This is a genomic window from Idiomarina sp. UBA3176 (genome assembly GCF_002364295.1).
Lineage (GTDB): Bacteria > Pseudomonadota > Gammaproteobacteria > Enterobacterales > Alteromonadaceae > Idiomarina > Idiomarina loihiensis.
In genome coordinates this window covers 63,512-89,659 of the sequence record NZ_DEXU01000014.1, presented here as the reverse complement: position 1 = coordinate 89,659, position 26,148 = coordinate 63,512, and the positions used below count along the sequence as shown (strand labels likewise).

Annotated in this window: 27 protein-coding genes; 13 read left to right on the top strand and 14 right to left on the bottom strand. The window is 47.4% G+C overall.

Annotation, left to right across the window (positions count from 1 at the left end; all coding sequences use genetic code 11):
• Window positions 1–23: 23 nt before the first annotated feature.
• The 3 genes from B2U97_RS05260 to B2U97_RS05250 all read right to left on the bottom strand — a co-directional run bounded on the left by B2U97_RS05260 (window position 24) and on the right by B2U97_RS05250 (window position 1,851).
• Window positions 24–341: a chaperone modulator CbpM gene (locus B2U97_RS05260; protein ID WP_110012920.1), complete on the bottom strand. Its 318-nt coding sequence runs from the start codon at window positions 339–341 to the stop codon at window positions 24–26.
• On the bottom strand, window positions 341–1,300 hold the full coding sequence (locus B2U97_RS05255) for a DnaJ C-terminal domain-containing protein (protein ID WP_110012921.1): 960 nt from the start codon (window positions 1,298–1,300) through the stop codon (window positions 341–343). Before B2U97_RS05255 ends, B2U97_RS05260 begins: the two co-directional genes overlap by 1 nt.
• A 134-nt stretch (window positions 1,301–1,434) precedes the next feature.
• Window positions 1,435–1,851, bottom strand: coding sequence for a YqaA family protein (locus B2U97_RS05250; protein ID WP_011233330.1), 417 nt, complete (start codon window positions 1,849–1,851; stop codon window positions 1,435–1,437).
• A gap of 122 nt (window positions 1,852–1,973) precedes the next feature.
• Here B2U97_RS05250 and B2U97_RS05245 point away from each other — a divergent pair, with 122 nt between their 5' ends.
• Complete coding sequence (locus tag B2U97_RS05245; protein WP_011233331.1) at window positions 1,974–2,309, top strand: zinc ribbon domain-containing protein; 336 nt, start codon at window positions 1,974–1,976, stop codon at window positions 2,307–2,309.
• Between the two features lie 31 nt (window positions 2,310–2,340).
• Here the strand turns inward: B2U97_RS05245 and B2U97_RS05240 are convergent, their stop codons facing one another.
• The 6 genes from B2U97_RS05240 to B2U97_RS05215 all read right to left on the bottom strand — a co-directional run bounded on the left by B2U97_RS05240 (window position 2,341) and on the right by B2U97_RS05215 (window position 10,622).
• Window positions 2,341–3,183, bottom strand: a complete 843-nt coding sequence (locus B2U97_RS05240) for a bifunctional transcriptional activator/DNA repair enzyme AdaA (RefSeq protein ID WP_110012922.1) — start codon at window positions 3,181–3,183, stop codon at window positions 2,341–2,343.
• Between the two features lie 158 nt (window positions 3,184–3,341).
• Complete coding sequence (locus tag B2U97_RS05235; RefSeq protein ID WP_110012923.1) at window positions 3,342–4,430, bottom strand: DUF2891 domain-containing protein; 1,089 nt, start codon at window positions 4,428–4,430, stop codon at window positions 3,342–3,344.
• Window positions 4,431–4,467: 37 nt separating this feature from the next.
• Window positions 4,468–6,630 carry a S9 family peptidase gene (locus B2U97_RS05230; RefSeq protein WP_286823145.1) on the bottom strand — a complete coding sequence of 721 codons (2,163 nt, stop codon included), beginning with the start codon at window positions 6,628–6,630 and terminating at the stop codon, window positions 4,468–4,470.
• 187 nt (window positions 6,631–6,817) lie between these two features.
• Entirely contained in the window at window positions 6,818–7,333 is a 516-nt protein-coding gene (dps, locus tag B2U97_RS05225) for a DNA starvation/stationary phase protection protein Dps (protein WP_272988485.1), read from the bottom strand.
• 131 nt (window positions 7,334–7,464) lie between these two features.
• On the bottom strand, window positions 7,465–8,553 hold the full coding sequence (locus tag B2U97_RS05220) for an NADH:flavin oxidoreductase/NADH oxidase (RefSeq protein ID WP_272988488.1): 1,089 nt from the start codon (window positions 8,551–8,553) through the stop codon (window positions 7,465–7,467).
• Between the two features lie 140 nt (window positions 8,554–8,693).
• Entirely contained in the window at window positions 8,694–10,622 is a 1,929-nt protein-coding gene (locus tag B2U97_RS05215; protein WP_016341246.1) for a hypothetical protein, read from the bottom strand.
• A 232-nt stretch (window positions 10,623–10,854) separates the two neighbouring features.
• Here B2U97_RS05215 and B2U97_RS05210 point away from each other — a divergent pair, with 232 nt between their 5' ends.
• Window positions 10,855–11,703 carry a TraB/GumN family protein gene (locus tag B2U97_RS05210; protein ID WP_272988490.1) on the top strand — a complete coding sequence of 283 codons (849 nt, stop codon included), beginning with the start codon at window positions 10,855–10,857 and terminating at the stop codon, window positions 11,701–11,703.
• Window positions 11,704–11,829: 126 nt separating this feature from the next.
• Complete coding sequence (locus B2U97_RS05205; protein WP_286830316.1) at window positions 11,830–13,827, top strand: PhoX family protein; 1,998 nt, start codon at window positions 11,830–11,832, stop codon at window positions 13,825–13,827.
• A 64-nt stretch (window positions 13,828–13,891) separates the two neighbouring features.
• Here B2U97_RS05205 and B2U97_RS05200 read toward each other — a convergent pair whose 3' ends face one another.
• Both B2U97_RS05200 and B2U97_RS05195 read right to left on the bottom strand, forming a co-directional pair.
• The gene (locus tag B2U97_RS05200; RefSeq protein WP_286823151.1) at window positions 13,892–14,311 is read right to left on the bottom strand and encodes an organic hydroperoxide resistance protein; all 420 of its coding nucleotides are present in this window, start codon (window positions 14,309–14,311) and stop codon (window positions 13,892–13,894) included.
• Between the two features lie 123 nt (window positions 14,312–14,434).
• The gene (locus tag B2U97_RS05195) at window positions 14,435–14,890 is read right to left on the bottom strand and encodes a MarR family winged helix-turn-helix transcriptional regulator (RefSeq protein WP_286823152.1); all 456 of its coding nucleotides are present in this window, start codon (window positions 14,888–14,890) and stop codon (window positions 14,435–14,437) included.
• A gap of 178 nt (window positions 14,891–15,068) precedes the next feature.
• Between B2U97_RS05195 and B2U97_RS05190 the strand changes: the two genes are divergently transcribed.
• Both B2U97_RS05190 and B2U97_RS05185 read left to right on the top strand, forming a co-directional pair.
• On the top strand, window positions 15,069–16,454 hold the full coding sequence (locus B2U97_RS05190) for a family 43 glycosylhydrolase (RefSeq protein ID WP_286823153.1): 1,386 nt from the start codon (window positions 15,069–15,071) through the stop codon (window positions 16,452–16,454).
• A 92-nt stretch (window positions 16,455–16,546) separates the two neighbouring features.
• On the top strand, window positions 16,547–17,341 hold the full coding sequence (locus tag B2U97_RS05185; protein WP_011233346.1) for an SDR family NAD(P)-dependent oxidoreductase: 795 nt from the start codon (window positions 16,547–16,549) through the stop codon (window positions 17,339–17,341).
• A 3-nt stretch (window positions 17,342–17,344) separates the two neighbouring features.
• Here the strand turns inward: B2U97_RS05185 and B2U97_RS05180 are convergent, their stop codons facing one another.
• Complete coding sequence (locus B2U97_RS05180) at window positions 17,345–18,154, bottom strand: UDP-2,3-diacylglucosamine diphosphatase (RefSeq protein WP_011233347.1); 810 nt, start codon at window positions 18,152–18,154, stop codon at window positions 17,345–17,347.
• Window positions 18,155–18,562: 408 nt separating this feature from the next.
• Between B2U97_RS05180 and B2U97_RS05175 the strand changes: the two genes are divergently transcribed.
• Window positions 18,563–18,853 (top strand): hypothetical protein, encoded by a 291-nt coding sequence (locus B2U97_RS05175; protein WP_011233348.1) that lies wholly within the window; start codon window positions 18,563–18,565, stop codon window positions 18,851–18,853.
• Between the two features lie 15 nt (window positions 18,854–18,868).
• Here B2U97_RS05175 and B2U97_RS05170 read toward each other — a convergent pair whose 3' ends face one another.
• The gene (locus B2U97_RS05170; RefSeq protein ID WP_011233349.1) at window positions 18,869–19,108 is read right to left on the bottom strand and encodes a hypothetical protein; all 240 of its coding nucleotides are present in this window, start codon (window positions 19,106–19,108) and stop codon (window positions 18,869–18,871) included.
• A 114-nt stretch (window positions 19,109–19,222) separates the two neighbouring features.
• On the opposite strand from B2U97_RS05170, the gene B2U97_RS05165 reads away from it, so the two are divergent.
• Entirely contained in the window at window positions 19,223–19,471 is a 249-nt protein-coding gene (locus tag B2U97_RS05165) for a hypothetical protein (protein WP_011233350.1), read from the top strand.
• Window position 19,472: 1 nt separating this feature from the next.
• Here the strand turns inward: B2U97_RS05165 and B2U97_RS05160 are convergent, their stop codons facing one another.
• Complete coding sequence (locus B2U97_RS05160) at window positions 19,473–21,443, bottom strand: LTA synthase family protein (protein ID WP_011233351.1); 1,971 nt, start codon at window positions 21,441–21,443, stop codon at window positions 19,473–19,475.
• 123 nt (window positions 21,444–21,566) lie between these two features.
• Between B2U97_RS05160 and B2U97_RS05155 the strand changes: the two genes are divergently transcribed.
• The 6 genes from B2U97_RS05155 (at window position 21,567) to B2U97_RS05130 (ending at window position 26,144) form a co-directional block, all read left to right on the top strand.
• Entirely contained in the window at window positions 21,567–21,926 is a 360-nt protein-coding gene (locus tag B2U97_RS05155; RefSeq protein WP_011233352.1) for a diacylglycerol kinase, read from the top strand.
• A 144-nt stretch (window positions 21,927–22,070) separates the two neighbouring features.
• A complete protein-coding gene (locus B2U97_RS05150) occupies window positions 22,071–22,673 on the top strand; it encodes a thermostable hemolysin (protein WP_011233353.1) in 603 nt (200 codons plus the stop codon).
• A complete protein-coding gene (locus tag B2U97_RS05145) occupies window positions 22,664–24,013 on the top strand; it encodes an AMP-binding protein (protein ID WP_011233354.1) in 1,350 nt (449 codons plus the stop codon). The genes B2U97_RS05150 and B2U97_RS05145 overlap by 10 nt, the downstream gene beginning before the upstream one ends.
• Window positions 24,014–24,022: 9 nt before the next feature.
• Window positions 24,023–24,700: a TenA family transcriptional regulator gene (locus tag B2U97_RS05140; RefSeq protein ID WP_034819173.1), complete on the top strand. Its 678-nt coding sequence runs from the start codon at window positions 24,023–24,025 to the stop codon at window positions 24,698–24,700.
• Window positions 24,697–25,494: an SDR family oxidoreductase gene (locus B2U97_RS05135; RefSeq protein ID WP_011233356.1), complete on the top strand. Its 798-nt coding sequence runs from the start codon at window positions 24,697–24,699 to the stop codon at window positions 25,492–25,494. The genes B2U97_RS05140 and B2U97_RS05135 overlap by 4 nt, the downstream gene beginning before the upstream one ends.
• Entirely contained in the window at window positions 25,491–26,144 is a 654-nt protein-coding gene (locus B2U97_RS05130; RefSeq protein WP_034819169.1) for a tetratricopeptide repeat protein, read from the top strand. The genes B2U97_RS05135 and B2U97_RS05130 overlap by 4 nt, the downstream gene beginning before the upstream one ends.
• The last annotated feature ends 4 nt before the right edge of the window (window positions 26,145–26,148 follow it).

Genomic DNA, 26,148 nt, shown 5'->3' with positions numbered 1-26,148 from the left:
CGTTTGATTTACCGGCGGCTCTTCTAAATTTTTCTATTGAGCCGTTGCTTCAACCTGTGGTTCTCAGCTTTTATCTGCTCAATTTCATCAAGCAGGTTTAGCACTAAATAGAGATCGGCCCAGTCTATATTTAGATCCCGGTTGAGACGCGCCGCCTTTTTTACTGTCATCACAGAGGTAACATGAAACATCCACTGACGTGGGTGTTCTCCGGTGACTGGTACCGCAATCTCATGCTCAATCAGCTCAAGCATGGTTTCGGCGCTGAGATTTGCAGACAGACAGAGCTCTTCGAAACTCAGGTGAAAATTGGGTGAGTACACTTGTTGTAAGGTTGTCATTATCTATCGCTCCATTCGCGACGAGGGTCAAAGGTTTCGCTGTCCGCGAGCTGAGCCCAAAGGGTCTTACTGTTTTCATTTAGTGAGGATGGCATCACAATCTTTATTGTGGCAATCAAATCGCCATTTGAGAGCTTCCCGACCAAGCCTTTGCCTTTTACACGTAAGCGCTGACCTGCCTGGCTGTTAGCTGGAATGGTTAGTTGAACTTTGCCAGAGAGCGTCGGCACCTCTACTTTAGTTCCCAATGCCGCTTCCCATGGCGCGAGCGGTAAGGTGAGCAAAAGATTATTGGCTTCCACATCAAATAATGGATGCGGAAGTAATTTGATGGTTAAGTAAGCATCGCCGCTTGGGGCGTTACCGTAAGCGGGGGCACCTTGTCCTTTTAGTCGAATACGTTCGCCATCTCGTGCGCCAGCAGGAATTTTTACTTTGAGCGATTTTTGTACCTGCTGCTGGTAACCTTGTTGGTCATAAACCGGAATAACGAACTCAATTTGTTTGGTCGTGTCGGCCAAGGTGTCTTCGAGCATAACCGGCCAGTCGAATTCAACATCAGCTCCTTTGGCTTGGTTGGCGTCCTCATACCAAGGTTGCTGACGATGTTGTTGGCGACTGCGGGAACCTGCTGCTCCAAACACTGAGTTAAAGAAGTCAGTAAAGTCCTGATTACCCATCGTACTATTATTAGTGTGATAGTTGGCGCTCGATTTCCTATTTTGATTGTTATAACCGCGTTTGCGAGCCTCGCACAAAGCATCATATTCAGCACGCTTTTCAGCACTATGTAATACTTCATAGGCTTGGGCTACGCGCTTAAAATTCTCGGCTGCATCTGGTAACTTGCTTACATCGGGATGATACTTTCGGCCGAGTTTGCGGTACGCGGTTTTAATTGCTTTACTATCGGCGGTCGGCTCTACACCCAGTACTTCGTAATAATCAATAAACTCCATTGCAAAGCCTTATGTTCGTATTATCGAACCTGAGTATAGCTTTAAAGAAAAATTTCGTCTGTGTTCACAGATTAAAAAAAACAGGTCACCGTTTTAGAGTGAATCCGGTAGGTGTAATGGTGCGATGAGAGTTATTAAAACAACTGCGTAATACCCAGCAAAATAGCGTAGCGGCCAGCTTTACTAATGAAAACCAGAATTAAAAATTGCCAGAAGGTTAATCGCAGCATACCGGCTATAAACGTAAGAGGGTCGCCAATGAAGGGAGCCCAGGCCATCAGCAGCGACCACTTACCAAAGCGTTCAAACCAGCGATGACCACGGGCAAGAGATTTTGGTTTGAACGGGAACCAGCGGCGATCCTGATACCGTACCAAAAAACGACCCAGAACATAGTTGACCACTGACCCCAGCGTATTACCGATTGAGGCCAGCCACCAGATTATCCAGACATCGTAATCCATGCGCTGGGCTGCCACGACCACAAACTCAGACTGAGCAGGCAGTATTGTGGCGGCCAGAAAGGCTGTCAGAAATATACTTAAATACATAAAATCCTATTACGTGGCACAGCTTATAACGGATGTCATCAGCGTAATGGAAATGACAAACACAAAAGTTTTTGACTACACTCAACAATGAACACTCATCAATAAAGCAGAGAGGTACCTCAATGGCATTTGAAAAATGTCCAAAATGTGAAGATCAGGTACTGGATAATAACTATAGCTGTCCTGCCTGTGGTTTTGTGAAGAGTGAAAAATCGGAGCAAGAGAACCAACCGGGCGAAAACAGCGCGATTACGTCTGAGAACACATCGAAAAGTTTGCAGATACAAGGTGTGTTATCGCTCGTTATTCTTATCGTGGGTGTGCTTTGGTTCTTTTTAACCTCAGAAGAATCTCAACAAAGTAACGAAATTAATGTGATACCTCTGGTTATGTTTATCGGCGGTCTTATCTGGTACATAGTGACGCGCTTTCGAATCTGGCGTTCGCACTCTTCTTAAATAAGGGCAATAACGCGGTTACCGAACGATGCTACTGCTCTACGGGCTCTTCGTGCAGGGACTCCCATGCCTGAAGCATTTCTTTCTTCGTTGAACCCCAGCGATACCCGCCCAAAGCACCGCTTTTCTGAATAACACGGTGACACGGAATTAGCATGGCAACAGGGTTCGAACCAACAGCATTACCAACCGCCCGAGACGCTTTAGGGTAACCTAATGCATTGGCAATTTGTGAGTAACTCGCCAGCTTTCCCGGTGGTATCCTCAATAAAGCTCGCCACACGGCTACTTGAAAATTTGTACCCATTACGTGCAATGACAAGGGGTTAGACTGCCCGTCTTTTAATCGACTAAACAGTACGTTAGCCACATAGTTGATCGCGTTGTCGTTTCTTACGAGCGAGGCTTTGGGCCAGTCTTTGCATAAATCAGTAAGTATCTCGTCAACAGCTCTGGAGCCCAAAAACTCAATGCGGCATACGCCCCGTGGAGTAATTGCGACAAATATCTTACCAAAAGGCGTTTCATTTACGCCGTATTGGATAGTAACTCCCTGGCCTTCGTTCTTGTATTCACCTGGCGTTACGGCTTCTAGCTTTACAAAGTGGTCATACAGTCGGGAGCCTCCGCTTAAACCCATGCTGAGGGAAACATCCATAAGAGAGCTTTCTCCCTTCAGCATTCGTTTGCTTCGCTCCAGCGTGAGGGCCTGCAGGAAGCGTTTCGGTGTGGTGCCTGCCCATTTACAAAACACCCGATGGAAGTGGAACGGACTGAGATGAACATGAGCAGCAACGTCTTCCAGGGTCGGCTGGCTCGATACATGCTCTGACATATAGGCCATGGCTTTTTCAATACGGATATAATCAGACATAACCATCACCTTTAGATACGATTAATTGATACACCACTATCCAGAAGTGGTAAAACCTAAAGCATCAGACGCTAGGAGTAATGCTGGCTGAGCTATTAATCATAGAAGGCTTTTTAGCTGATGCCGACCCGAAGCTTGCTCTTTAGCAAACCCAGCAATTACTGCTGGGCTTGATTTAACGCCTGAATAGCAAAGCTGCCAAGCCAGTGACCACCTTCGTAGCTATCGCCGATTAGATTAGGGTATGAGTGCGCCATATGCTTATCGGCTATTTTGCGTAAATGCCTGTACTGCGGGTATTGGTTAGCCAGCGCATAGAGGTTCCAGGCGCGGCTGAAATTTAAACCGTCCAGATGAACCAGTTTGCCATCGGTTCTGTCGCCAACTTCACCTACCGCCAGACTGAATTCTGGGTCAGCGAGTTGTGGCATAAAATCATCCAGCCAGGTTAAAAACTGCTGCTTCGGTAGAACGCGCTGCATTAAGCCAATTTCTTCCAGGCAGGGCGAAAGAAAGTCGTAGCCGCTGGGCTCCCAGCCTATGGGGCAGTTTTTATCTTCCAGAAAATAGTCTTTCGCGCGTTTGGCAATTAACTGCTGTAGTCCGGTGTGCTGCTGGTTAACGGCATAGTCGTAGGCGAAACTTAAGCCAAAGGCTGTGTTGGTATGCTCGCCCACACGCACCGGATAGACCAGCCGGGGTAAAAAGTTGATATAGCGCTCAACGATTAAATCGGTTAATGGTTGTAAGTTAGCGGCCAGTTCTTTGGCCATAGGGTCTTCCCATGAATGGAGCTCGTCAGACAGCTTTAACAGCCAGGCCCAGCCGTAAGTGCGCTCAAAGGAGTCATTAATATCTTTACTGAAAAAGTCGACTTCGCGCGCCACTTTTTCAGCGGTTAAATTACCTTTAAGTATGGCTTTGACTTCGTCGGCCTGTTCTAAGTTTGGAAACTGACGTAATAAAGTCACCATTGACCAATAACCATGAGCAGCGCTATGCCAGTCAAAGCAGCCATAAAAAATCGGGTGTATAACCGAAGGTTCCTTTAAATCATCGGCACTTCCCAGTATTACTCCCGTTTTGTATGGATAAGGTGTCTCGACACAATGCAGTGGTAGCTCCACCAGCTTATTCGCCTCGGACAAGGTTAGGCTGTGCGAAGATGTGTGCCCGGTGTCGGCAGCCTGAGTGAACAGACTAACCGACATAAGTAGGGCACTGCTTATAATGCCGCGAATATTCATAATGTTGCCTTATAGGTTCGAGACTGTGTGAACTGGCTCATTTGCTTTTCAGTAAATCGAGAAAGAAAGCATATTCCAGCGCTGTGTTTTGCAAGCGCTTAAAGCGCCCGGAAACACCGCCGTGGCCCGCTTCCATTTCGGTTTTAAATAACAGCAGATTATCATCGGTTTTATAATCTCTGAGTTTGGCAACCCACTTGGCTGGTTCGAAATACTGCACTTGTGAGTCAAATAGGCCGGTGGTTACCAGCAGGTTAGGGTAGTCCTGTGCGCTGATTTGATCATAAGGTGAATACGACAGCATATAGTCGTAATAAACTTTCTCTTTCGGGTTACCCCACTCGTCAAACTCGTTGGTAGTGAGAGGAATACTTTCATCCAGCATGGTTGTTACAACATCGACAAAAGGTACATGTGCCGCTACACCAAGGTATAGTTCCGGCGCCTGATTGATCACTGCGCCCATTAACAGACCACCAGCACTACCACCCATGGCGAAGACTTTATCCTTGGCGCCATAGCCTTGCTCAACCAATGCCTTAGTGACATCGACAAAATCATTAAAGGTGTTTTGTTTTGTCAGTTTTTTGCCGTCTTCGTACCAAGGGCGCCCCAGCATTTGCGAGCCGCGAATATGGGCTATAGCAAAGACAAACCCGCGATCCAGTAGGCTTAGACGGTTGCTGCTAAAGCTGGGTTCTGAAGTTGAACCGTAAGAACCGTAGCCATATTGATATAGTGGGTTGGTGCCGTCTTTTTTGAATTTATCCTTACGGTAAACCAGTGTTACCGGTACCTCAGCACCGTCCCGGGCGGTGACAAACAACCGTTCGGAAGCATAGTTTTCAGGCTTAAAATCGCCCACTACTGGCTGTTGCTTTAACAGGGCTTTATCCAGGCTGTTCAGGTCCACATTATAGTGGCTACCCGGAGTGGTCATACTGGTGTAGTAAAGGCGCAGCTCAGGGTTATCGGCTTCTTTGTTGCCATAAAAATACAGCGTGTAAGCTTTATCCCGGAAGGAAATCTCTTGCTCATCACCGATGTTTAAATTACGTACAAACACCTGTGTCTGGCCACGCTGGCGCTGTTTATAGACCAAATGCTGTTCAAAAATCTCAATGTCTTCCAGTCGTGTATCTTCTTTATGTGGAATGACTTCCTGCCATTGCTGCTTATCGCCGAGCTCATCAGCACTTACCCGCATCAGACGGAAATTCACAGCGTCCAGATTGGTTAATACATAATAAGCATCGCCGTGTTTGGCGATGCTGTATTCCAGGCCGTCTTCCCGTGGCACAAAGGGAACAGGTTTGGCGTTGGGATCATTGGCATCAATTAGTGATACGGCTTTTGACTCTGTCGCATCATGGACAATATAAATTTGAGAGTCATCTTTACTCTTGCTGATGCCGGTGTAAAAGGTTGTGTCTTCTTCTTCGTAGACCAGTTCATCTTGTTGCTGTTCGGTACCCAAGGTATGACGATAGACTTGATAGCCGAGCAGGGTTTCTGGGTTTTTCTTTATGTAGTAAAAATGCTGTCCGTTGTTGCCCCAGACTATACTCCCCGACGTATTTTTGATTTCATCCGGTAGTAATTCACCGGTCTTCATATCCTTAAGTTTAATTTCATACATACGGCGGCTGACGGTGTCTTCGCTATAGGCGAGAATCGCATCGTCAGGACTGACTTCAAGGCTGCCTACGGAGTAATAATCCTTACCTTCAGCTAGCTCGTTAACATTCAATAAAATTTGCTTGTCGGTACCGGAAAAATCTTTACTACGAACGTAAATCGGGTATTCGTTATCGCCGCGCATTTCTGTTGAGTAATAGTAGTCGTCGTTGCGTACCGGTACCGAGTTGTCATCTTTGGCAATGCGGCTTTTCATTTCTTCAAACAGCTTTTGCTGCAAATCTTCCGTGTGAGCCAGCATCTCATCCGTATAAGCGTTCTCTGCCTCAAGATAAGCTAGTACTTTAGGGTCTTTACGTTCATCATCCCGCATCCAGTAGTAATTATCGATGCGGGTATCACCATGAATAGTCATTTCATGAGGGACTTTTTCTGCAACCGGAGCTTCAACGCTTTTTTTAGAGGTCGATGATCTGGTTTCGGTATTTTGATTCGCGGGAGAACAGGCCTGCAGTAATGCGGCACCTAATAGAGCAATATAAACGGGACGAAGCTTTTGCATGTGGCGATCTCGTTATGATTATTATTTTAATTCAAATGATATTAACAAAGTTATAATTTGTTAGCTATATCGGGGGAACCCCGCAGTGATAGGAAGTTGTTAACTGCAGTAGTTTGGCTTTAAAAGCAAAAAGCCCAGCAACATCGTTGCCGGGCTTCCAGAGTGGTTTGCTAATTGTGCAAAGTAATTAGCTTTTGAGTTCACCCGACGCCGATTCAATATGAGCGCGGACAAACCACTGGTATTGCTCAAGCTCGGCAAGTTGGCCGGTGAGCATGTCTTCCGAAACCGGGTCCAGTTCAGCGAGCTTATTGAGTGCGTCTCTGTGGTCTTTATTTACACCGTTGTACACTTTATCAAGTGCAACTAAATGTTCAGTGACCAAGCCTCTGCCTATCGAATAGTCTTTCCATGAACGGCGGTCCACAATTGACTGTGGGGTACCGGCGGGCACGCCGCCCATAGTGGCGATGCGCTCTGCGATGGTATCGGTCATTTCACGAATGCTATCAACCTGCGGGTCCAGCATTTCATGTACGCCAATAAAGTTTGGACCAACCACGTTCCAGTGAACATGTTTAAGCGTCAGTTGAAGGTCAAGCAATGCGACCAGACGGTCGTCGAGCAGCGCTATAGCGTCTTGGGCAGACTTGTCTTTAATCCCAGGGGCGGTGAATTCAGCTGTTTTATCACTTGTATTCATTATTCCTCCTGTTATTTGTTCATCACCCCTTTATACGCGTAAACCGACTTAATGGATCTCGGCGCTTAATAAGCAAAGGCGGTCACCGTATAGGGTGACCGCCTTTATTTGAGCTGCGAACAACTTATTACCTAATAGCGTTCAAGCCAGTGCGCGTAAGGTGCTGGTAATACCCACGAAGGCTTCTCGACACGTAGTGCTTTGGCTGCGTCGTAAGGCCAGTGAGGATTCGATAAATGAGCACGACCCACCATGACCAAATCCAGTTGCCCTTGTGCAACCGTGTGTTCTGCCAGCTGAGGTAAATCAATGCCCCAGGCGGAAGCCACTGGAATATCCGCCTCTTTACGAATGCGTTCAGCAATAGGTGCCATAAAGCCCGGGCCCCAGGGGATTTCGGCGTTTGGTGTTGAGAAACTGATACTGACATTTAAAAAGTCCAGTCCCTCTGCTTTTAGCAACTGAGTCAGCTTAACGGATTCCTGCATTTGCTGTTCGTCATTGCCATCAAATTCAATCACGCCGAAGCGCGCGGTTAGCGGGAAGTTATCTGGCCATACTTGTTTTACCGCACGAACTGTCTCTACCAGGAACCGGGCACGGTTCTCAAACGAACCACCATATTCGTCAGTACGCTGGTTAGCATGAGCTGAAAAGAAGCTCTGGCCTAAGTAGCCGTGAGCAAAGTGCAGTTCAAGCCATTCAAATCCTAAGTCACGAGCTCGTTCGGCAGCGGCGACAAAGTCGATTTGCACGCGTTTTATGTCATCCAGCGACATTTCTTCAGGTTCGCGAGGCAGGTTTGCACCAAAAGCGATAGGAGAAGGCGATATTGGCTGCCAGCCTCTAGTATCATTTTCAGCTATGTGGTCGTCACCGTCCCAAGGGCGGTTTGCGCTGGCTTTGCGGCCGGCGTGGCCAATTTGAATGCCGGCAACGGCGCCTGCTTTTTTTATATTCTCCACAACAGGCGCAAAAGCTTGTGCCTGTTCGTCGTTCCAGAGGCCTGTGCAGTTAGGGGTAATGCGCCCTTCAGGGGAAACTGCGGTGGCTTCGACAATGACTAAGCCAGCACCGCCACGCGCCAGGCTGGTGTAATGGCTTAAATGCCAGTCGTTAACGACACCGTCTTCAGCCATATATTGGCACATTGGGGGAACGGCAATGCGGTTACGCAAACGGACGTCTTTTAACTCGAACGGTTGAAATAGTGCGGACACCTTAAGTACTCCTGTTAATTACTGCGCTTGCTGTAAAAGCAATTTTGAAGCACCTATACTAGCTCGGGCACTGGTTTGAGATAATTAGAAATAATCTATCTCAACCATCGAAAAAATGAATCAAACGAACGCCGCCCTGACTAACCTTTCTGCTCCCGCGTCTCGACATCCAGTTTGAAGTCGACGACTTTCGTTTCGCCGCGATACCAGAGCTCAATACTTTCAGGCTGCCCGTAATAATAGAACACATGCACCGGTTCGCCGTCTTCGCGCTCAAGTAGAATAACGTTGTCAAAGGGCTGCAGGTATTTTTGCTCTGCGTTCTTCGCGAAAATTCGGTTGCGAAGCTTTGTGTTTAACCGCGTGCCGTCAAGGGTTTCTTCGGGAGTAAACACGCTGTAGTCAACAACAAGTCGGTTGTCGTCTAAGCGCATACCGTCGGGTAAATTGTCGGCGCTGTAGCTTTTTTTGACAATATCCGGTGCCGTTAATAGCGGAATGCGGACTTCGATACGAGCTGGCGACTCCGGCATATACTCAGGGGTATACGCAAAGCCATATGTGGTGAAACTGAATACCTCATCTTTGTCGCGTGTTAACTCAATGGTTTCGTCTGCGTCATCGAAAAATTTCACCATTTCGGTCAGTATCACTCGCTTAAATTTTGGCTCTAAGTTGAAGTGGTAGCGGTCTGAACTGCTGATAAAAAGCTGGCTTTGTACCGGCGGGTATTTCAGATAGATCCGTTCTGTGTGTTGATATTCCGGAAGGTGCCGACTTTTTTCATAGCGAATATCAATAAGCTGTTTCATTTCTTCTTCGGTTAAATCGACTCGTCGTTTTGGCCTTTCATCATAAACCGGGCCTGCCAGGTCGATATCAGGCAAAGTGCTTAAATCAATCTCATCACTATTGTCTTGTTGGCCAAGGAAGTGAATTGGAATTTCAATTTTGTGAGTTACTTTATCGCGGGTTTTCTTGCGGGGCAGCAAAGTCACTCGTGCGGTAGCTACAGGCCCCATAAAGGCAAAGGCTTTATGCAGAACGCGGCCTTCGCCTACGGAAAGTTTGTCATGTAAGTTATTGCCTTCGGTGCGTACGGTTTCTGCATCAACTTCACCCCGCATGGCTCGTTCTATGATTTCGTCAAGCCATTCACTCATTCGTTCGTGATAATCAGACTGCAGTGTCGTATCCATTCGCAGTTGAAGTTCCCGCTCGGTTGGCGAGAGGGCTTCACCAATAATGTCTTCGTCTCGCAGCGGCATTGCCTGGTCATCCGGTACTTCAATTTTTATGTCGTAGTTAAAATCACCGGCCTTAACCAGAGTGACAGAATATCCGCGCTGCTCTTGAGTTTTGCCCACATCGCTTGCTTTAAACTCGAACTGAAGCACATCTTTGGGTAACTCAGTTTCAACGTCGCCGAGCAGTTTAACGGGTTGTAGGTCGTCTTCGGTACGCGGCTCTTTGAAATAAAAGCGTTCTGGGTCGTAACGAATTTCATCGGTTTGGGCAACCCAGTCTAATAGGTCAGGTAGGGCTTTGACGTCGCCGTTATCCATCACTACCTGGGTAAACTGCAGCTGACTTTTAAAGGGAAAAGCAAAAGGTTCACGAACCTGAAACCACTGACCCTCGCGTGAAGCGGTGGAAGCCACAAAGTTGTTACGGTAAATATCCAGAAGCTTTTGTGGGCTTTCGTAGTCTTTTAGTCGTTTAAATCGGTCGGCGGTGTAGGGGCGACCTAAGGGGCCTATGTAAGAAGCCTTGAAAGGCTCAACATAAAAGTACTGCGCAGGTTTTTCATCGAATTTTATCGTTCTGTAAATGTTCCGGTGGGCTATAAACTCCTCGCCCTCCAGAGCTTCAAACAAAGCTTTATCTTCAATGGTTTGGATTTTTTTCTTACGCTCTTTTCTCTTTTGCTGTAATTCAGCTAAAGCCGCTTCTTTTTGCTCCACACTCAGTACCTCTCTTGCTGAATAACTGTCGTTACTGTTGCAACCCAGCGTAATAGCGCCCGCTGAAAGTGCGCCAATAAGCAACAAAATTCCTTTTTTATTCATGACAGTACCTAATCTGTTTTACTGATAGCTGTACCAGCTAGCGCTAAAAATTCTGTTCGTTTAAAGCATGACCGCTAAGAGTACCTGTTAAAGCGCACAATTTTAAGTTAAGGCTTTGTAAAAACACAGGCTAGCGGCGGGTTTTACTCGCTAGCCGGCTGATGAGCGCTATAGAGTTGTCGTATACTGGCAAATATGAGACTACTGCTACAAAAATAGACCGGAAATAACCATGTTGAAGCTGAAAACCTTAATTGCCGGCTTAGTGTTGTGCTTATTGAGTGCCTCCGCGCAGGCCGAAATTCTCTACAAGGTGACAAAAGAAGACCAGACTATTTGGGTATACGGCACGCTGCACGCCGCCAAAAAAGACTTAATTAAGCTGTCTGAAACGGCAGAAAATGCATTGAAAAACAGTGAAACCGTGTGGTTTGAGGTACATCCGGAGAAAATTCAAAGTGCTCAAGCGTTGTTTATGCAGCATGCCCGGCGCTCCGAGGGTAAGTTATCTGACACGGTCGATAGTGAAACCTGGCAGCAGCTCACTACGCAGGTTGAAAAGTATGGTATGAACGCCAGTGCGCTGGAACAGCTCAATGCCTGGTTCGCACAAATTGTCATTGTTTCGCAAGCCATTGCGCAATCCGGTTACACCGCCGAAGGTGGCTCTGAAGGAAAGCTATTTGAATTGGCAAGAAACTCGGACATACCAGTTAAAGGGCTAGAAACCGTCGAGCGACAAATAGATGCATTACGGGCGGCTCAAAGCGAATCTGGTGAGGGTGAATTGCTGGAGCAGACGCTTGCGGAAGTAGAAAAAATTGAAGAAGTTTTTGCCGATATCCAGAAGACCTGGCTAGAGGGCGATCTTGATAAACTCACCCACTACTTAAACCAGAACCTACCTCCTAAGGCGTTAGATGAGCTGATCACTAAACGTAATAATGAATGGATAACAAAGCTCGCTAAGGTAAATGAGTCTGATACCGTATTCGTGGCCGTTGGGGCGGGACACCTTGGTGGTCAGCAAGGCGTGCTTGAGCAGCTTGAAAAGCAGGGCGCTGATATTGAAAAAATGTAGGAGATAGTCGCCATTACAGCTGGTTAACGACGTAATCAAACTGTCATTTAAAATCAGTACTATTGCCTGTTCGAAAATATAACGCTGAGCTTGTTAAGCCAGAGGTTTCAGAACGGGGAAGACGGCATGAGCACGAAAGAGAAAAAGCTGAAGATTGATATTTCAGGTGTTGATCCAATTTGTAATAAGTCAAAAGGTGATGACTTTTACGATGTGGTGAATCGTCAGTTAAGCCGGCGCTCTTTTCTTAAAGGTGGTCTTGGCGTGGCTGTCAGCTCCTTTATGTTATCGCCTTTAATGGCGGGTTGTGCGTCCTCTAAAGGCTCTGCCCGTTCATCTGCGGGGCTTGGTTTTCAGGCCATTGCCGGCAACCGAACTGATGTTGTTGATGTACCCGTTGGGTATCGTGCTCAACCTTTTCTGCCCTGGGGTACGCCGCTTGTGCCAGGCGCCGGTGAGTTTAAACCTGACGCAAGCAATTCGGCGTTAGATCAGGCGCGGCAAGTTGGTTCGCATCACGATGGCATGCATTTCTTTCCCATAGATGTGAAAGAAGGTGGCGCCTCCTCGAAAGAAGGGCTGCTGGTGATGAACCATGAGTACGTTGATCCACAAATTCTGCACGCTAATTTTTCTCTTAATGCGCCGCGCCCGCAGCAGGAAGTGCTGAAAGAGATGATGGCACATGGTGTATCGGTAGCTCATATTATTCGTAAACCCGATGGCGAATGGCAGCTTGTTGAGGGCAGCCCATACAACCGTCGAATTACCGCAAGTACCCCAATGCAAATGAGCGGGCCTGTTGCCGGTCATGACAAGCTGGTAACCCGCTTTAGCCCTGACGGCACCAAGACTCGCGGAACCATTAATAACTGTTCGCATGGCCATACGCCCTGGGGCACTTATTTAACCTGCGAAGAAAACTGGGCGGGTTGCTTCATGAACGATGACGCGACTCATCCTCGTGAGCATGAACGGTACGGTGTGAACCGCGAGAACAGCCGTTACTACTGGGAAACGGCAACGCCGGGTCTTGATGAAACCGCGCGCTTTAATGCTTCTTCTACCGGTTCTACAGCCGCGGAAGACTACCGGAATGAACCGAACCACTTTGGCTGGATTGTTGAAATAGACCCTTTCAACGCTAAAAGCACACCGGTTAAACGAAGCATGTTGGGTCGCTTTGCTCATGAAGGCATTGTGTTTGCTCCGGCAGTGGAAGGAGAGCCGCTGGTGGCTTATTCCGGCGACGATTCGCGCTTTGAATATATTTATAAGTTTGTTTCGGCGAAACCTTATTACAAAGCAACTGCTTCAGGCGATTTGTTGAATGAAGGTACGCTGTATGTTGCGCACTTTAATGATGACGGAACTGGTCGCTGGCTACCGTTAGATATTGAAAACTCAGAGTTTCAGGCAAAGGCCAGTGAAGCGGGTGTCGAGTTCCATTCTCAGGCCGATGTGCTGTTAAATACCCGGCTTGCGGCCGACGTTATGGGCGCTACGAAAATGGATCGCCCTGAATGGGGCGCTGTGCACCCAACGACCAAAGAAGTCTACTTCAGCTTAACCAATAATACCCGCCGCACCGAAGTGCAGACTAATGCTGTGAATCCGCGTGCAGAAAACGCTTACGGTCATATTGTGCGCTGGAGCGAAGACAACCAGCAAAGTGCTGAGTCCTTTCACTGGGACATTTTCTTAATGGGCGGTGAAGCGGGTACACGCACTCCAAACGCTGAAGGGGATGACCTGACTCTAACGGCCGATAACCAGTTCGCCTGCCCGGATGGCTTGTGGTTTGATCATAGAGGCACGCTCTGGATCCAGACGGACATGAGTGGTGAGCTGTTAAGCCAGGGCGGTTTTGGTAACAACGGTATGTACGCTGCTAACCCTGAACCTGGCGAGTTGAAACGCTTTTTGGTTGGCCCTGTAGATTGCGAAATTACCGGAGTGGTAACAACGCCGGATGGCAAAACTATGTTTGTTAATGTTCAGCACCCTGGTGACCGACTGGCGCCTGGTAAGTTCAGCAGTAGCTGGCCTGCCGGTAACGGTGCACGTCCGCGTTCAGCAACGGTTATTATTACTCGTGAAGACGGCGGGGTAGTAGGAGCCTGAAATAGCCAGCCGATCAGTTAAACTGATCGGCTGACACTCTCAACACCACCGCTGTTAATAGCGGTTACACCGTGACGTTCAGGCGTACGTCGATGTTATTACGCGTCGCGTTTGAGTACGGACAAACCTGGTGTGCTTTTTCAGCAATAGATTCAGCTTCGTCCTGGCTCATGCCCGGCAAATGAATGTTCAGCGTGGCATCAATACCAAACCCGCCTTCAATCTGGCCAATACCTATTTCGGCTTTGACTTCAGTATCTTTGGGCAGTTTCACTTTTTCCTGACCCGCAGCGAACTTCAGTGCGCCGATAAAACATGCTGAATAACCCGCCGCAAACAATTGCTCAGGATTGGTACCGTCGCCGCCTGCGCCACCCAGTTCTTTAGGCGTTGTCAGTTTTACTTTCAGTTGACCGTCGTCAGACTCTGACTGACCATCGCGTCCGCCGGTTGATGTTGCTACTGCTTTGTACAGAATATCCATAACGATTACCTTACTAGTTGGTGTGTTGGGAACTAACACGCATAATGTTAGTGCAATAATAGTTATCGCGATAACAGTATTTTCCGAACAGTGTTATCGGTATTTTCGATGCATTTGACTTGGCTAGCGGTTGGGCTTGTCTTGTAACTGCGCCCGCAGTGACTCAAGGGTGTGTTTTAAGGCAAGGGCCTCATCAGGCTCCAGTTGAGTGGCACAGAAAACCTGCTCCGGAACATCGCAGGCAGACTGCTCCAGTTGTCGGCCTTGTTCGGTGAGGTATAAATGCAGTTGTCGCTCATCGTCGATATTGCGCTTTCGGGTTATTAGCCCGCGCTGTTCCAGCCGCTTAATAACCGGACTTAACGCGCCTTTTTCCTGAAACAGCTTGCGGCTTATTTCCGTAATGGTCACGCCATCGCGCTCCCATAAAAGCAATAAAATAAGGTATTGCGGATAGGTCAAATCAAGCTTCGAGAGCAGCGGCTTGTAGAGCTTATTCATTGCCAGCGAGGTTGAGTACAACGCAAAGCAAAGCTGGTTATCCAGCCTGAGCGCTTTATTACTGTTATTGTCTGCCATGCGTTGCTCCTGTGTCGTTTGTCTCAATGATACGCAAAGTCAGCTTACAAACAAAGTTTAGGGTTTGTAGTTAAATAAGTTAATGTCTTATAGTAATACAAATTAACTTTGTGCGAATTAAGTTCGGGGTAGTCTCTAAAGCTATTTCCCGGATACCTTAAACCAGGAATCATGTTATATGCCGAATAAATTAATGACTATGCTCGGGGGCTTTGTGCTGGCGGCTTCAGCTATTGGCTCTGCTGTGGCCGGAAATCCTATTATTAAAGAACGCTTTACCGCCGACCCGGCAACCTTAGTGCATGACGGTGTGGTCTATCTGTATGTAGGCCATGACGAAGCTAAAGAAGACGGTGACTTTTTTGTCCTTCGCGAGTGGTCTATCTATTCGTCAGATAACTTGAAGGACTGGACGCTGGAAGGCGCTTTTCCCCGCACGGAATTTGAGTGGGCAAAAGGCGATACCGCCTGGGCTGCCCAGGCAACTGAACGAGACGGTAAGTTCTATTGGTATGTAACCGTGCTAAACGGTGACCCCGCTCCGGAAAAGCAAGGTTTTGCGATAGGGGTGGCAGTGTCGGATGACCCGGTTAATGGCTGGAAAGATGCAATAGGCGGGCCATTGATAACCGCGGACATGACAGAATCGCCTGAATTTATGAAGGATGAGCCGTGGGACAATATCGACCCAACTGTATTTATTGATGATGACGGACAAGCGTATTTGTATTGGGGGAACACGCACCTCTACTACGCACGTCTGAAAGACAATATGACCGAACTGGACAGCGAAATTCATAAAGTTGATATCAATAACATGCCAGGTACCTTCACTGAGGCGCCGTGGCTGCATAAATACCAGGATAAATATTACCTGACATTTGCGATGAATTATCCTGAAGAGCTGGCGTATGCGGTAAGTGACTCGCCTGAAGGGCCGTGGGAATATCAGGGGCTGATAATGGATGTGTTACCTGATAGCGGAACTAGCCATCAGGCTGTTCTTGAGTTCGAAGAGCAGTGGTATTTGGTTTATCACACCGCCGCGCTGCCAACGGGTGGGAATTATCGTCGTTCGGTTTCGATAGAACATCTTGAGTACAATGAGGACGGCAGCATCCAGAAAATTACCCCAACGGCGTCGGGTATTCACTACAATGCGAAACAGTTGCAGGCCTTTTCAAATAAAGAGTTTCTGACTTATCAGGGTGACGGTGCCGCTGTTGCTGCAGGTGAGAAAGAAAACTATAGCCAGCTGTGGCATCTGCAGTCGTTACGCGGTGAGAAGAATACGGTTTCGTTTCAGCCTGAAGCATCACCTGGTTTCTACCTTGTTTCGGAAAACGGTAAGTTAACCGTAAGCAAGCATGATGGCTCAGACAGTTTTATCGCCAACGCGACCTTTAAGCAAGTTGAAGGCCTGTCCAATAGTGAGTGGTCTTCTTATCATTTGGCAGATAAGCCAGAGGTCTATCTGGTATTACATGAAGGCAGTCTGAAGCTGAGTAAACCTTCGTCTAATGAAGAGAAAGAGGCGGCGACTTTCCGGCCTTCTGCACCTTGAATATAATAAAAAGAGTCCCATGTTTTCCTTAACAAGCCGTGCGTTCATCGTTTTTCTATGTAGCACGGGTATTCAGAAAAAAGGAGCAGCTTATGCACATTGATCTGAACGGAAAACACGCCATTATTACTGGCTCTACAGCCGGTATTGGCTTTGCAATTGCCGAAGGGCTCGCCAAGGCTGGTGCTAATGTTGTGATCACCGGGCGTACTCAACAGCGGGTTGATGAAGCCATCGCCAAGATTAAAAAAGCGGCTCCTGATGCTGGCATTGAAGGTGTCGCAGCCGATCTTGGAACCGCGGAAGGTTGTAAAACTCTGACTGAACAGCAACCAGACACTGATATTTTGGTTAATAATGTCGGTATTTTCGGACCTGAGGACTTCTTTGAGGTGGATGATGATACCTGGCAGCAATTTTTCGATGTGAACGTGATGAGTGCGGTGAGACTCTCGCGCCATTATGCGAAAGGCATGAAGGAGCGTGACTGGGGGCGTATTCAGTTTATATCCAGTGAATCGGGCATTAATATTCCTAGTGAAATGGTGCATTACGGCATGACAAAATCAGCGCTGTTGTCCATTTCCCGGGGGTTGGCGAAAGTACTTAGCGGCACTCAAGTGACAGTTAACGCCATACTGCCCGGACCCACACGCTCAGAAGGCGTGCTTAATATGCTTAAAGACATGGCTGAGGAAGAGGGCGTTTCACAGGAAACAATAGAGTCCCGCTTTGTTCAGGAGAACCGGCCTTCGTCCATTATTCAGCGCTTAGCAACGCCTGAAGAGGTTGCTAATATGAGTGTTTACGTGGCATCGCCGCAGGCCAGCGCCACTACCGGCGCAGCGCTGCGAGTCGAAGGCGGTATTGTCGATACCTTAACTTAGCCTTTAGGCCGCGTTGTTATAGGCGCGACGGCGCCGACGAAAGCGACTTAAGCGAGCTGGCTGAGCATCCGAGAATGTGTATTTCATCAGCGACAGCTCGCCGTCATGGTTTTCAAACAGAGCCGTGCAATTTTCCACCCAGTCACCGGTATTGGCGTACAGTAAGCCGTCAGACTCAACCAATTCTGGGTGATGAATGTGTCCGCATACAATACCGTCTAAACCACGCTTTTTAGTTTCGCGGAATGAGGCCGCCCGATAGCGGCCAATGACTTCTTCGGCTTTACCAATTTGGCTTTTCACGTAGGCCGACAATGACCAGTAATTGTGGCCAAACAGGTTGCGAATGCGGTTTGTTGTTCGGTTAAGCCACAGTAAGAAGTCATAAAGATGGTCGCCAACAAACGACAGCCAGCGGCTATGGCAGGTTTCGGCATCAAACGCGTCGCCGTGCATTACCAGCAAACGTTTGTTGTCAGCGGTAGTATGAATAGCCTGACGTTGAATGCGAATACTGGCCACATCTGGATGGCGATATTTACGCATAACTTCGTCATGGTTGCCGGGAATGTAGATAACCTCGACACCGTTACGTGCCATTGCCAGTATTTGCTGAAGTACCTTATGATGCTGATCCGGCCAAAATATCTGCCGTTTCATTGCCCAAAAGTCGACAATGTCGCCAACCAGATACAACCGCTCAATATCAACGCGTTTGAGCAGGTGAAGCAGAAATTCGGCTTTGCAATCTTTAGAGCCAAGGTGTACGTCGGAAATAAACAAAGTTCGGGCGTTCAAGCGAGCCTGAGGCATAACGATCTCCCACTGTGGGTTTCGTCCATACTCCTCTGCTTAAATGAACCGCCGTTGACAGTTCATTTAAGCTTTTGTGACATCGGCAGACTATTTGCGACAAGATCAGCTTTATTATGAATGGCATAAAGTCAGGAAGCATTGTGCACCGGCTCAGGCATTAACCAGGCATAATCTTTAAAACGCTCATAGAGCCTGATACTCCGATCTAGCGTGCTTGTTCTACTTTTTGCCATGACGTCCCTGTCTATTGGGTAATGCGAATATGAAACCCGAAAACCATAAACCGGACAAGCATCTTTACAGTAATCATACATGAGAACCAAGGGGCGCTTGATTCCCCGACGACTTTTGACCATGCTTATTTTAATTAAGTTACTGAGTAACGGTAAAAACTTGGAGGTTTAAATGGATAACAAAGACGCATTTGAGAAAAAGCACGAAGCAAAAATAGAAGAAATGAAAGCTGAGATTGACCGCTTAAAAGCGAAAGCAAAGCAGTCGGAAGCGGAGTCTGAAATTAAGTATGAAGAAAAAATTAGTGAACTTGAAGCGTTAAGAAATGATGCAGAAACTAAGCTGGAAGAAGTTAAGAAATCCAGCAAAGACGCATGGTCTGACGTTAGTAAGGGACTTGAGTCGGCAACAGAGTCTTTATCAACGGCGCTGAAATCGGCCAGTCAGCAATTTAAAAAATAAAGGGTTTAGGGGTGGCTACTTGCTGGCTGTTAGCCACCCTGCAAAAAATGCTGCGGCAAGTGCCCCGGCAATAATAGCGATAAACCATGCAGCTCCAGCCCGCTTTCCTAAATTAATTGTCCAGCCAAGCATTGGATAAAATTTCGGCACCCAGCTGCGCGTATCTTTCTTGCTAAAGTATATGCCGAGCCACAAAGGCCGTGACCAGTTGCTTTCGTCATGCCATTCCTGAGAATTGATTTCTTCTTGAGTCATAAAGGCCTCCTAAGAACAAATAGTAGTCGATTTTTCCGGGAAATCACGGGGTGAGTTGATATCTCCCGCAACTCAATGTAATTTTCAGTCCATTCTCACTAATCTGAAGCCATTATGTCCTCTTTGTTAAACTGGATGAAAACTCTGGGCACGATACCTCTAGCCCTTTGCGTTCTTTTCGTTGTATTTCTGCCTTCAATTTTATTCGCGGCATTTATTGTCTGGATTTTCGACTTGCTGTTTTTAGACCTGGCATGGATGTCCTGGTCAACTTTTTGGTGGATACTGGGCGTTTGGGTTGTGACCATGATCATTGCGTTAGCTGGTCAAGCCGACAAGATTCTGTTTGGTACGCCGAAGTAGTCTAATCTTTAGGAACATAATATTCTCGCGATTGATACAAAATAGACGGCAACATAGCGAATGCTCTTATTTTTTTTAACTGCTCGGGGCTTAGCGGATCCTCTATCGGCTCTTGCTTATCGACTTCCGGGATATAGCGATAATGCTCAGTTGGCTTATTTACCCTAAGAACGGTTAAAGTCTCACCTTCCAACCATCCGTAGTTGTCGCCAAACTGCATCATTGCCCGGTTTCCGGGAGCTTTATCTGTGCGGCTTAAATCCTGCCCTACTGTTGGCAAATAGGCGGAAACACCTGCTAAAGAGAGTAATGTGGGAGCTAAATCAATTTGGCTTGCTGTCGACTTAATGGTTCGGGGTTCAAGATCTGCACCTAAAATCAGTCCTGGTATGTGGAATTTATTGACAGGGATTAAGTCGTCACCGTAAACCCGGGTATCATGATCGGCCACGACCAAAAATAAGGTGTTATCCCAGTAGTTACTTTGTCTGGCTTTTCTAAAGAACTCTCCGAGTGCGTAATCCGCATATTTAACCGCATTATTCACGGTATTTTTAGGCTCCTCATGAAGCTTTATAGTGTTATCGGGGAACTTAAACGGTTCGTGATTAGAGGAGCTAAAAGCCAGGGTGAAGGTGGGGTGTTTAGCTGTGTTGACTACTAATCGCTGATGTAGTTTATTAAATAAATCTTCATCGCTAACACCCCAGCTCCCAGTAAAATTCGGTGTTTTGTAATCATCTTGATCGATAATCGATTGAAAGCCATTACCGACAAAAAAGTTGGCCATATTGTCAAAGTGAGCCTGGCCGCCGTAGATAAACTCGGTGAAATAACCCTGCCGGGATAAAACATCGGCAAGTGTAAAAAACTGACGCTGTGAGTTTGAAAGTTTCACGGTGCTTCGTGCTCTAGTCGGTAAAAAACCTGAAACAACAGCCTCTATACCGCGTACTGAACGGGTTCCTGTTGCGTAAAGCCGCTCAAACCACCAGCCATCTGATTTCAGTCGCTCCAGATTAGGTGTTACCGGTACGCCACCAAGTGATTCGACAAATGTCGCACCCAGGCTTTCTTCTAAAATAATGACAATATTAAGAGGTTTTTCTCTTTTCCGTGTCGCAGGCTGAAAGTGTACTGTGGGGTAATCTTTGTAAGGAAACTCATATTCTTTAAGGTGAGTGTTCTGCTTAACTGTTGTTAAAACTTCATCGGTTTTCATATCACCGTATATAAGATTTGCTTTTGATTCGTGTTTTAAATTGTAAAGTGCATACTCTAAGGTATAAGTGGAATTCAGAATCAATGAATTGACCATGGCATCAGAGGTAACCGCGAAAAATGCTGGGTTAGCCGGGCGATGCGCTAGTGTTGAACGGATGCCGAGTACTACCATCACTAGAAGAAGAGGGTAAACACCCAACAAATACCGACGGCGCATTGGTTCTGGTTGAAATCGTTGAGCAATAATACGGGCTATGCGCTTTAAAATGTATATGGTTAGTAAAGTAGAAGCCGCACCTATCATTAACCAAGTTTTGAATCCGTTCCATAGTGTGGAAAATACTTCGGCGGGATACTCTAGGTATTCAAAGAATAAGCGGTTGGGTCTAGTGTCGTACTGAGCCAAAAAAGCCGGTGTTGAAATCTCCATGAACCATAAAATGATGAAGCATAATGTAAACCACAGTAAAGCAGCACGATACCAGAGACTCTGGACTCGATATCGGTTCATAAAAGGAATAAAAAGTGGGAACGCAAGAAATGGGATGATAATAAAATAGCTTACTTGCATAAGATCGGCTCGTAAGCCCAGAATGAAAAACTCTCCTAACCCTATAGCTTCGCTGACACGGTTGCTGTACAGAGAGAAGTGAAGAAAGCGGAATCCACTAAGCAGAGCGAGCGCAGAAACAAAGAAAAGAAATATTGGCCGCAATAATTCTGCAATTGGTAAAATTGGTTTGATCATAAATATTGTACTAGTTCTTTGTTGCTGCTTAATAAAAGGCAAACTAGCAGCGCATTCTTAAGTAAGCCTTAAGAAACATTTAATAAGTTATTTAAAGATGTTGATGGCTAAGAGGGCGATAGAATGAAACCGGGAAAGAAAGGCTTAGAACGAATTTGGTACGCAACTTTCAATTCGCTGCGAGGCCTGAAAAGTGCGTGGCAGTACGAGGCGGCCTTTCGACAGGAAGCACTAATGTGTTTGATTTTGGTACCTGTCGCTTTTTACGTTGAAGCATCGTTGGCTGAGCGGCTGCTATTGCTTGCAAGTCTTTTTATTCTGCTCATTACTGAGCTTCTTAATTCGGCGGTAGAAGCCGTTGTTGACCGTGTTGGGGCAGAGTTCCACGAGCTTAGTGGAAGGTCGAAAGACTTAGCCTCTGCAGCGGTATTTTTTGCCCTACTGTTTATGCTCGTGGTCTGGGTTAGCATTCTGTTTTTTTGATTTATTGGGTATGTTCAGGAACTTTCTACAAACTAACGCTCCACTATTCCTTAATAGCCCTTAAGGTTCTCTTAAGTAAACGCTCATACAGTAGCAGCATGAATGATTCTGTCAGCGATGTCCGCTGGAAAAGGAGTAATCGTCATGCGCTACCAATGGGTTACAACAACACAGGCTAACCGGTCGTCGGTTGAGGCTTTTATCTGTGAACGCTACTGGCTCAATTTTAATGCCTGCCTTAGTCAACTGCCCGAGGTGCTGCTAGCCCTGTACGAAAACGACACTCTGGTTGCGGCATGTGGTATTCAGTTTGCCGAACAAAAGCCGTTGTTTTCAGAGTTCTATCTCGATAAGCCATTGCAACAATACTCTGTTGGCAACAAGCCGATGCCAGCGCTTGAAAATATAGCTGAAGTCGGTTCAATGGCCGCTCTGGCACCGCCTTATTTACCTTTGCTGTTTCAGGCGGTTATCGATTCTCTCTTGTCGAGAGGAATAACCGCTGTTGTCTTCACTGCAACCCGGGCTCTGCAAAAGTATTTCGCGAGACAAGGCATAGAATTAACCCTTCTAGCCGAAGCTAAGAAAAACGCTTTGCCCGAGTCTGTCCGCGATATATGGGGCAATTACTATGAGCACACACCGCTTGTGCTGGGTGGTTGGCTGAGCCAGGGGCATGCGTTATTCACTAAGCAACGCCCTGCGTCTGTTTTCAGGTCGACAGTAGGGGCTGCGTCATGCCTGTAACTGAGTTTTTTGACCAACTGCAAGCGCACGCAAAAAGTAATCCAAATCAGCTCTCTGTAAGTGACGAGCAAACGGCTATTACTTACCACACGTTACTTAGTCGGGTGGCCGCCCGACGCGACTATTACCTGCAACAGCCAGACCCTGTTGTTCTTATCGACAAACCCAACTCCATTGATTGGGTTATAGATGACCTGGCGCTGCTGTGGGCGGGCAAAGTCAGTGTCCCGGTACCACCATTTTTTACTGAACAGCAGAAGCAGCATTTGGTTCAGCAAACCTTGTCGTCGCCGCAATTGCCGTCGATGACAGCTAAAATCACCTATACCTCAGGAACAACCGGTGAACCTAAAGGAGTTTGTCTTGCTGCCGCGTCTCAGATGGAAACAGTGAAAGCACTGGCGGAGCGTCTGGGAGCGGTGAAGGTTAAGCGGCATATGGTACTGATGCCGCTTGCTGTATTGCTGGAAAATATTGCCGGGGTGTATCTATCGCTTTGGCTAGGTAATGAAGTGGTTCTGGTTGGTTCAGAAACTCTGGGGCTGAAAGGATCATCATCACTCTGTGCAGAGTCTTTTTTTGCTGCGCTACGGCTCTACCAACCGGATAGCCTAATTCTAACGCCTGCACTGTTGGCGGCTATTGTATCGGGTGTTGAGCAAGGTTTGTTAGATAGTCAGCAGTTCAAGTTGTTAGCGATAGGAGGCGCAAAATTACCCCTGCCGTTGGAGTCAAAAGCATTGGCATTAGGCCTGCCGCTGGTTCACGGCTATGGATTGTCAGAGTTTTGTTCTGTTGTCGCATTGAACTCACCCGACCGTCCGGTTGTCGCTTCGGTTGGCAAACCGCTACCTCATGCACAGGTGACTATTGATGAGGGCGAAGTTGTGGTCTCCGGCAACTGCATGCTGGGTTACCTGGGTGAGCCAGACTCCTGGTATCCGAAAAGGATAAGAACTGGCGACCTTGGCTCATGGGATGCTGAGGGCAACCTGCGCATTGGCGGGCGTATTAAGAATATTATTATTACGGCGTTTGGGCGCAATGTTGACCCTGAGTGGCCAGAAGCCCTGTTGAGCCTGCAGCCCAACATCCGACAAGCGGCCATTTGGGGCTCGGAAGAGTTACCCATTACCGCGCTGCTATATTCTCCTGAAAACATCGACTCTGTTGCCGCTCGTGTTAAAGCGGTTAATCAGCAGCTTCCTGACTACGCGCAAATCGAGCGGTATTTTCTTATCACTGAACCTTTTTCTCAGGCCAACCAACAGTTGACCGGAACCGGACGTCTTCGTCGTCAGCAAATTGCTAACGACTATTCCGAGCTATTAACGCTATAGAGGTATTTTATGTCCTTTTTTAACACTTTATGTGAGCAGACCCAGACAGAACAGCAGTATTTGCTGAGCGCAAGACCTATTCAACAGGCATTGCAGGGCGATATTTCATTGCCTCGTTATCAGGCTTTTTTAAGTCAGGCTTACCATCATGTAAAGCATACGGTTCCATTGCTGATGCGCTGTGGCAGCCGCCTGTCGCTAAACGATGAGTGGTTACGCAAAGCGGTTATTGAATACATTGGCGAAGAATATGGTCATGAGCGCTGGATACTCAACGACCTCGATGCCGCTGGCGGCGATGTGGATATGGTGCAGAACTCAGAGCCACATACACCGACACAGGCCATGGTGTCTTTGGTTTATAACGCGATAGACAATGTGCATCCTACGGCGTTCTTTGGCATGGCACACGTACTGGAAGGAACCAGCGTGAAGCTGGCAACGGCCGCCGCACATAAAATCCAGAGCACACTTGGCTTGCCGGAGTCAGCTTTTAGTTATTTGCTGTCCCACGGAGACCTGGATCAGGAGCACGTTCAGTTTTTTGAGCAACTGATGAACCGAGTTGAAGACGCCGACGCGCAGCGCGCCATTATTCAAACCGCTAAACACGTTTATCGCTTGTATGGTGATATGTTCAGAGCTTTGCCGGAGCTTGCGGGTGAACAACCGGAAGCGAGTGTATGAGCAAAATAAACTGGAAATCACAAAGCATAGTACTGACGGGCGCATGCGGAGGGCTAGGTATTCAACTTGCCGAGCTGCTTAGTGCTAAAGGAGCAAAACTTTTATTATTAGGACGCTCAGAGCCCGAGCTAACTGCACTTGCCGCGCATTTGCAGCAGGACTGTTTTGTGTTGGATCTCTGTGCGTCCGATGCAATAAGCCATTTGCACCAGTTTATTGAGCAGAAAAACCTGCGCATTACCGGTCTTATCAATAATGCAGCAACCACACATGAAGGACTGCTTGAAGACGCAACCTCTGAGGACATTCAGCGTGTTATCGACACCAACCTAACCGTGCCCGTGGCTCTTATTCATAGGCTACTGCCTCGACTAAGAGCAAATCATGGCTGGGTCATGAATATTGGCTCTGTATTTGGCGCCATTGGTTTTCCGGGGCAGGCACTTTATTGCGCCAGCAAGTTTGGCCTACGAGGGTTTAGTGAGGCGCTGCAGCGAGAGTTGCAACCAGAGGACGTACGAGTGCTTTACTGCGCCCCCAGAGCAATACAGACGCAACTCAATAACGGCGTTATCAGTCGTTTAAACCAGCAGTTGAAAACCTCGGCTGATGCGCCGGAATGGGTTGCGCAACAAATCGTTCATCAAATTGAGCAACAACAACCACTGAAAACCCTGGGCTGGCCGGAAAAGTTATTTGCCCGGCTTAACGGGCTGTTACCGGAACTGGTTAACCGCAGTATGAAAAAGCCACGAATTTTATTACACCAATTGATCAAGGAAAAATCGCTATGAAACCAATAACTGTATTAGTTACCTCAATGGCGTTAGCTGTAACGCTTTACCTGTCGCCGGTTGCTGCAGAAGAAGTCAGCCAGTTGCTGAGCGTTCAGCAACGCTGGGCTGAAGTGAATTATAAGATCGAGGGCGACGAGCAGCTAAAAGCGTTTGAAGAACTGTCGGCGCAAGCTGAAAAATGGGTTGAGCAAGAGCCCGATAACGCCGAAGCGCATATTTGGCTGGGTATTATTAAAAGTACTCAGGCCGGTGCTGAAGGTGGATTGAGTGCGCTGGGTTTGGCAAAAGACGCTAGAAAATCTCTGCAAAGAGCATTGCAGCTTGACCCTCAAGCTTTGCAGGGTTCTGCTTATGCAAGTCTCGGTACGCTATATTACAAAGTTCCCGGCTGGCCGTTTGGTTTTGGTGACGACGACAAAGCCAGTGAATTATTGCAACGCGCATTGGAAATAAACCCGGACGGTATTGACCCTAACTACTTTTACGCCGACTATCTGTATGAACAGGGCAAGTACTCAGATGCAAGAAAATACGCAGAGCACGCGCTGAGCGCTGAAGTGCGGGAACAAAGACCATTAGCTGATGCGGAGCGACGCAAAGAGGTTCAGGCGTTACTGAAAAAGATTCATCACGAGCTGAAGAGGTAATTGG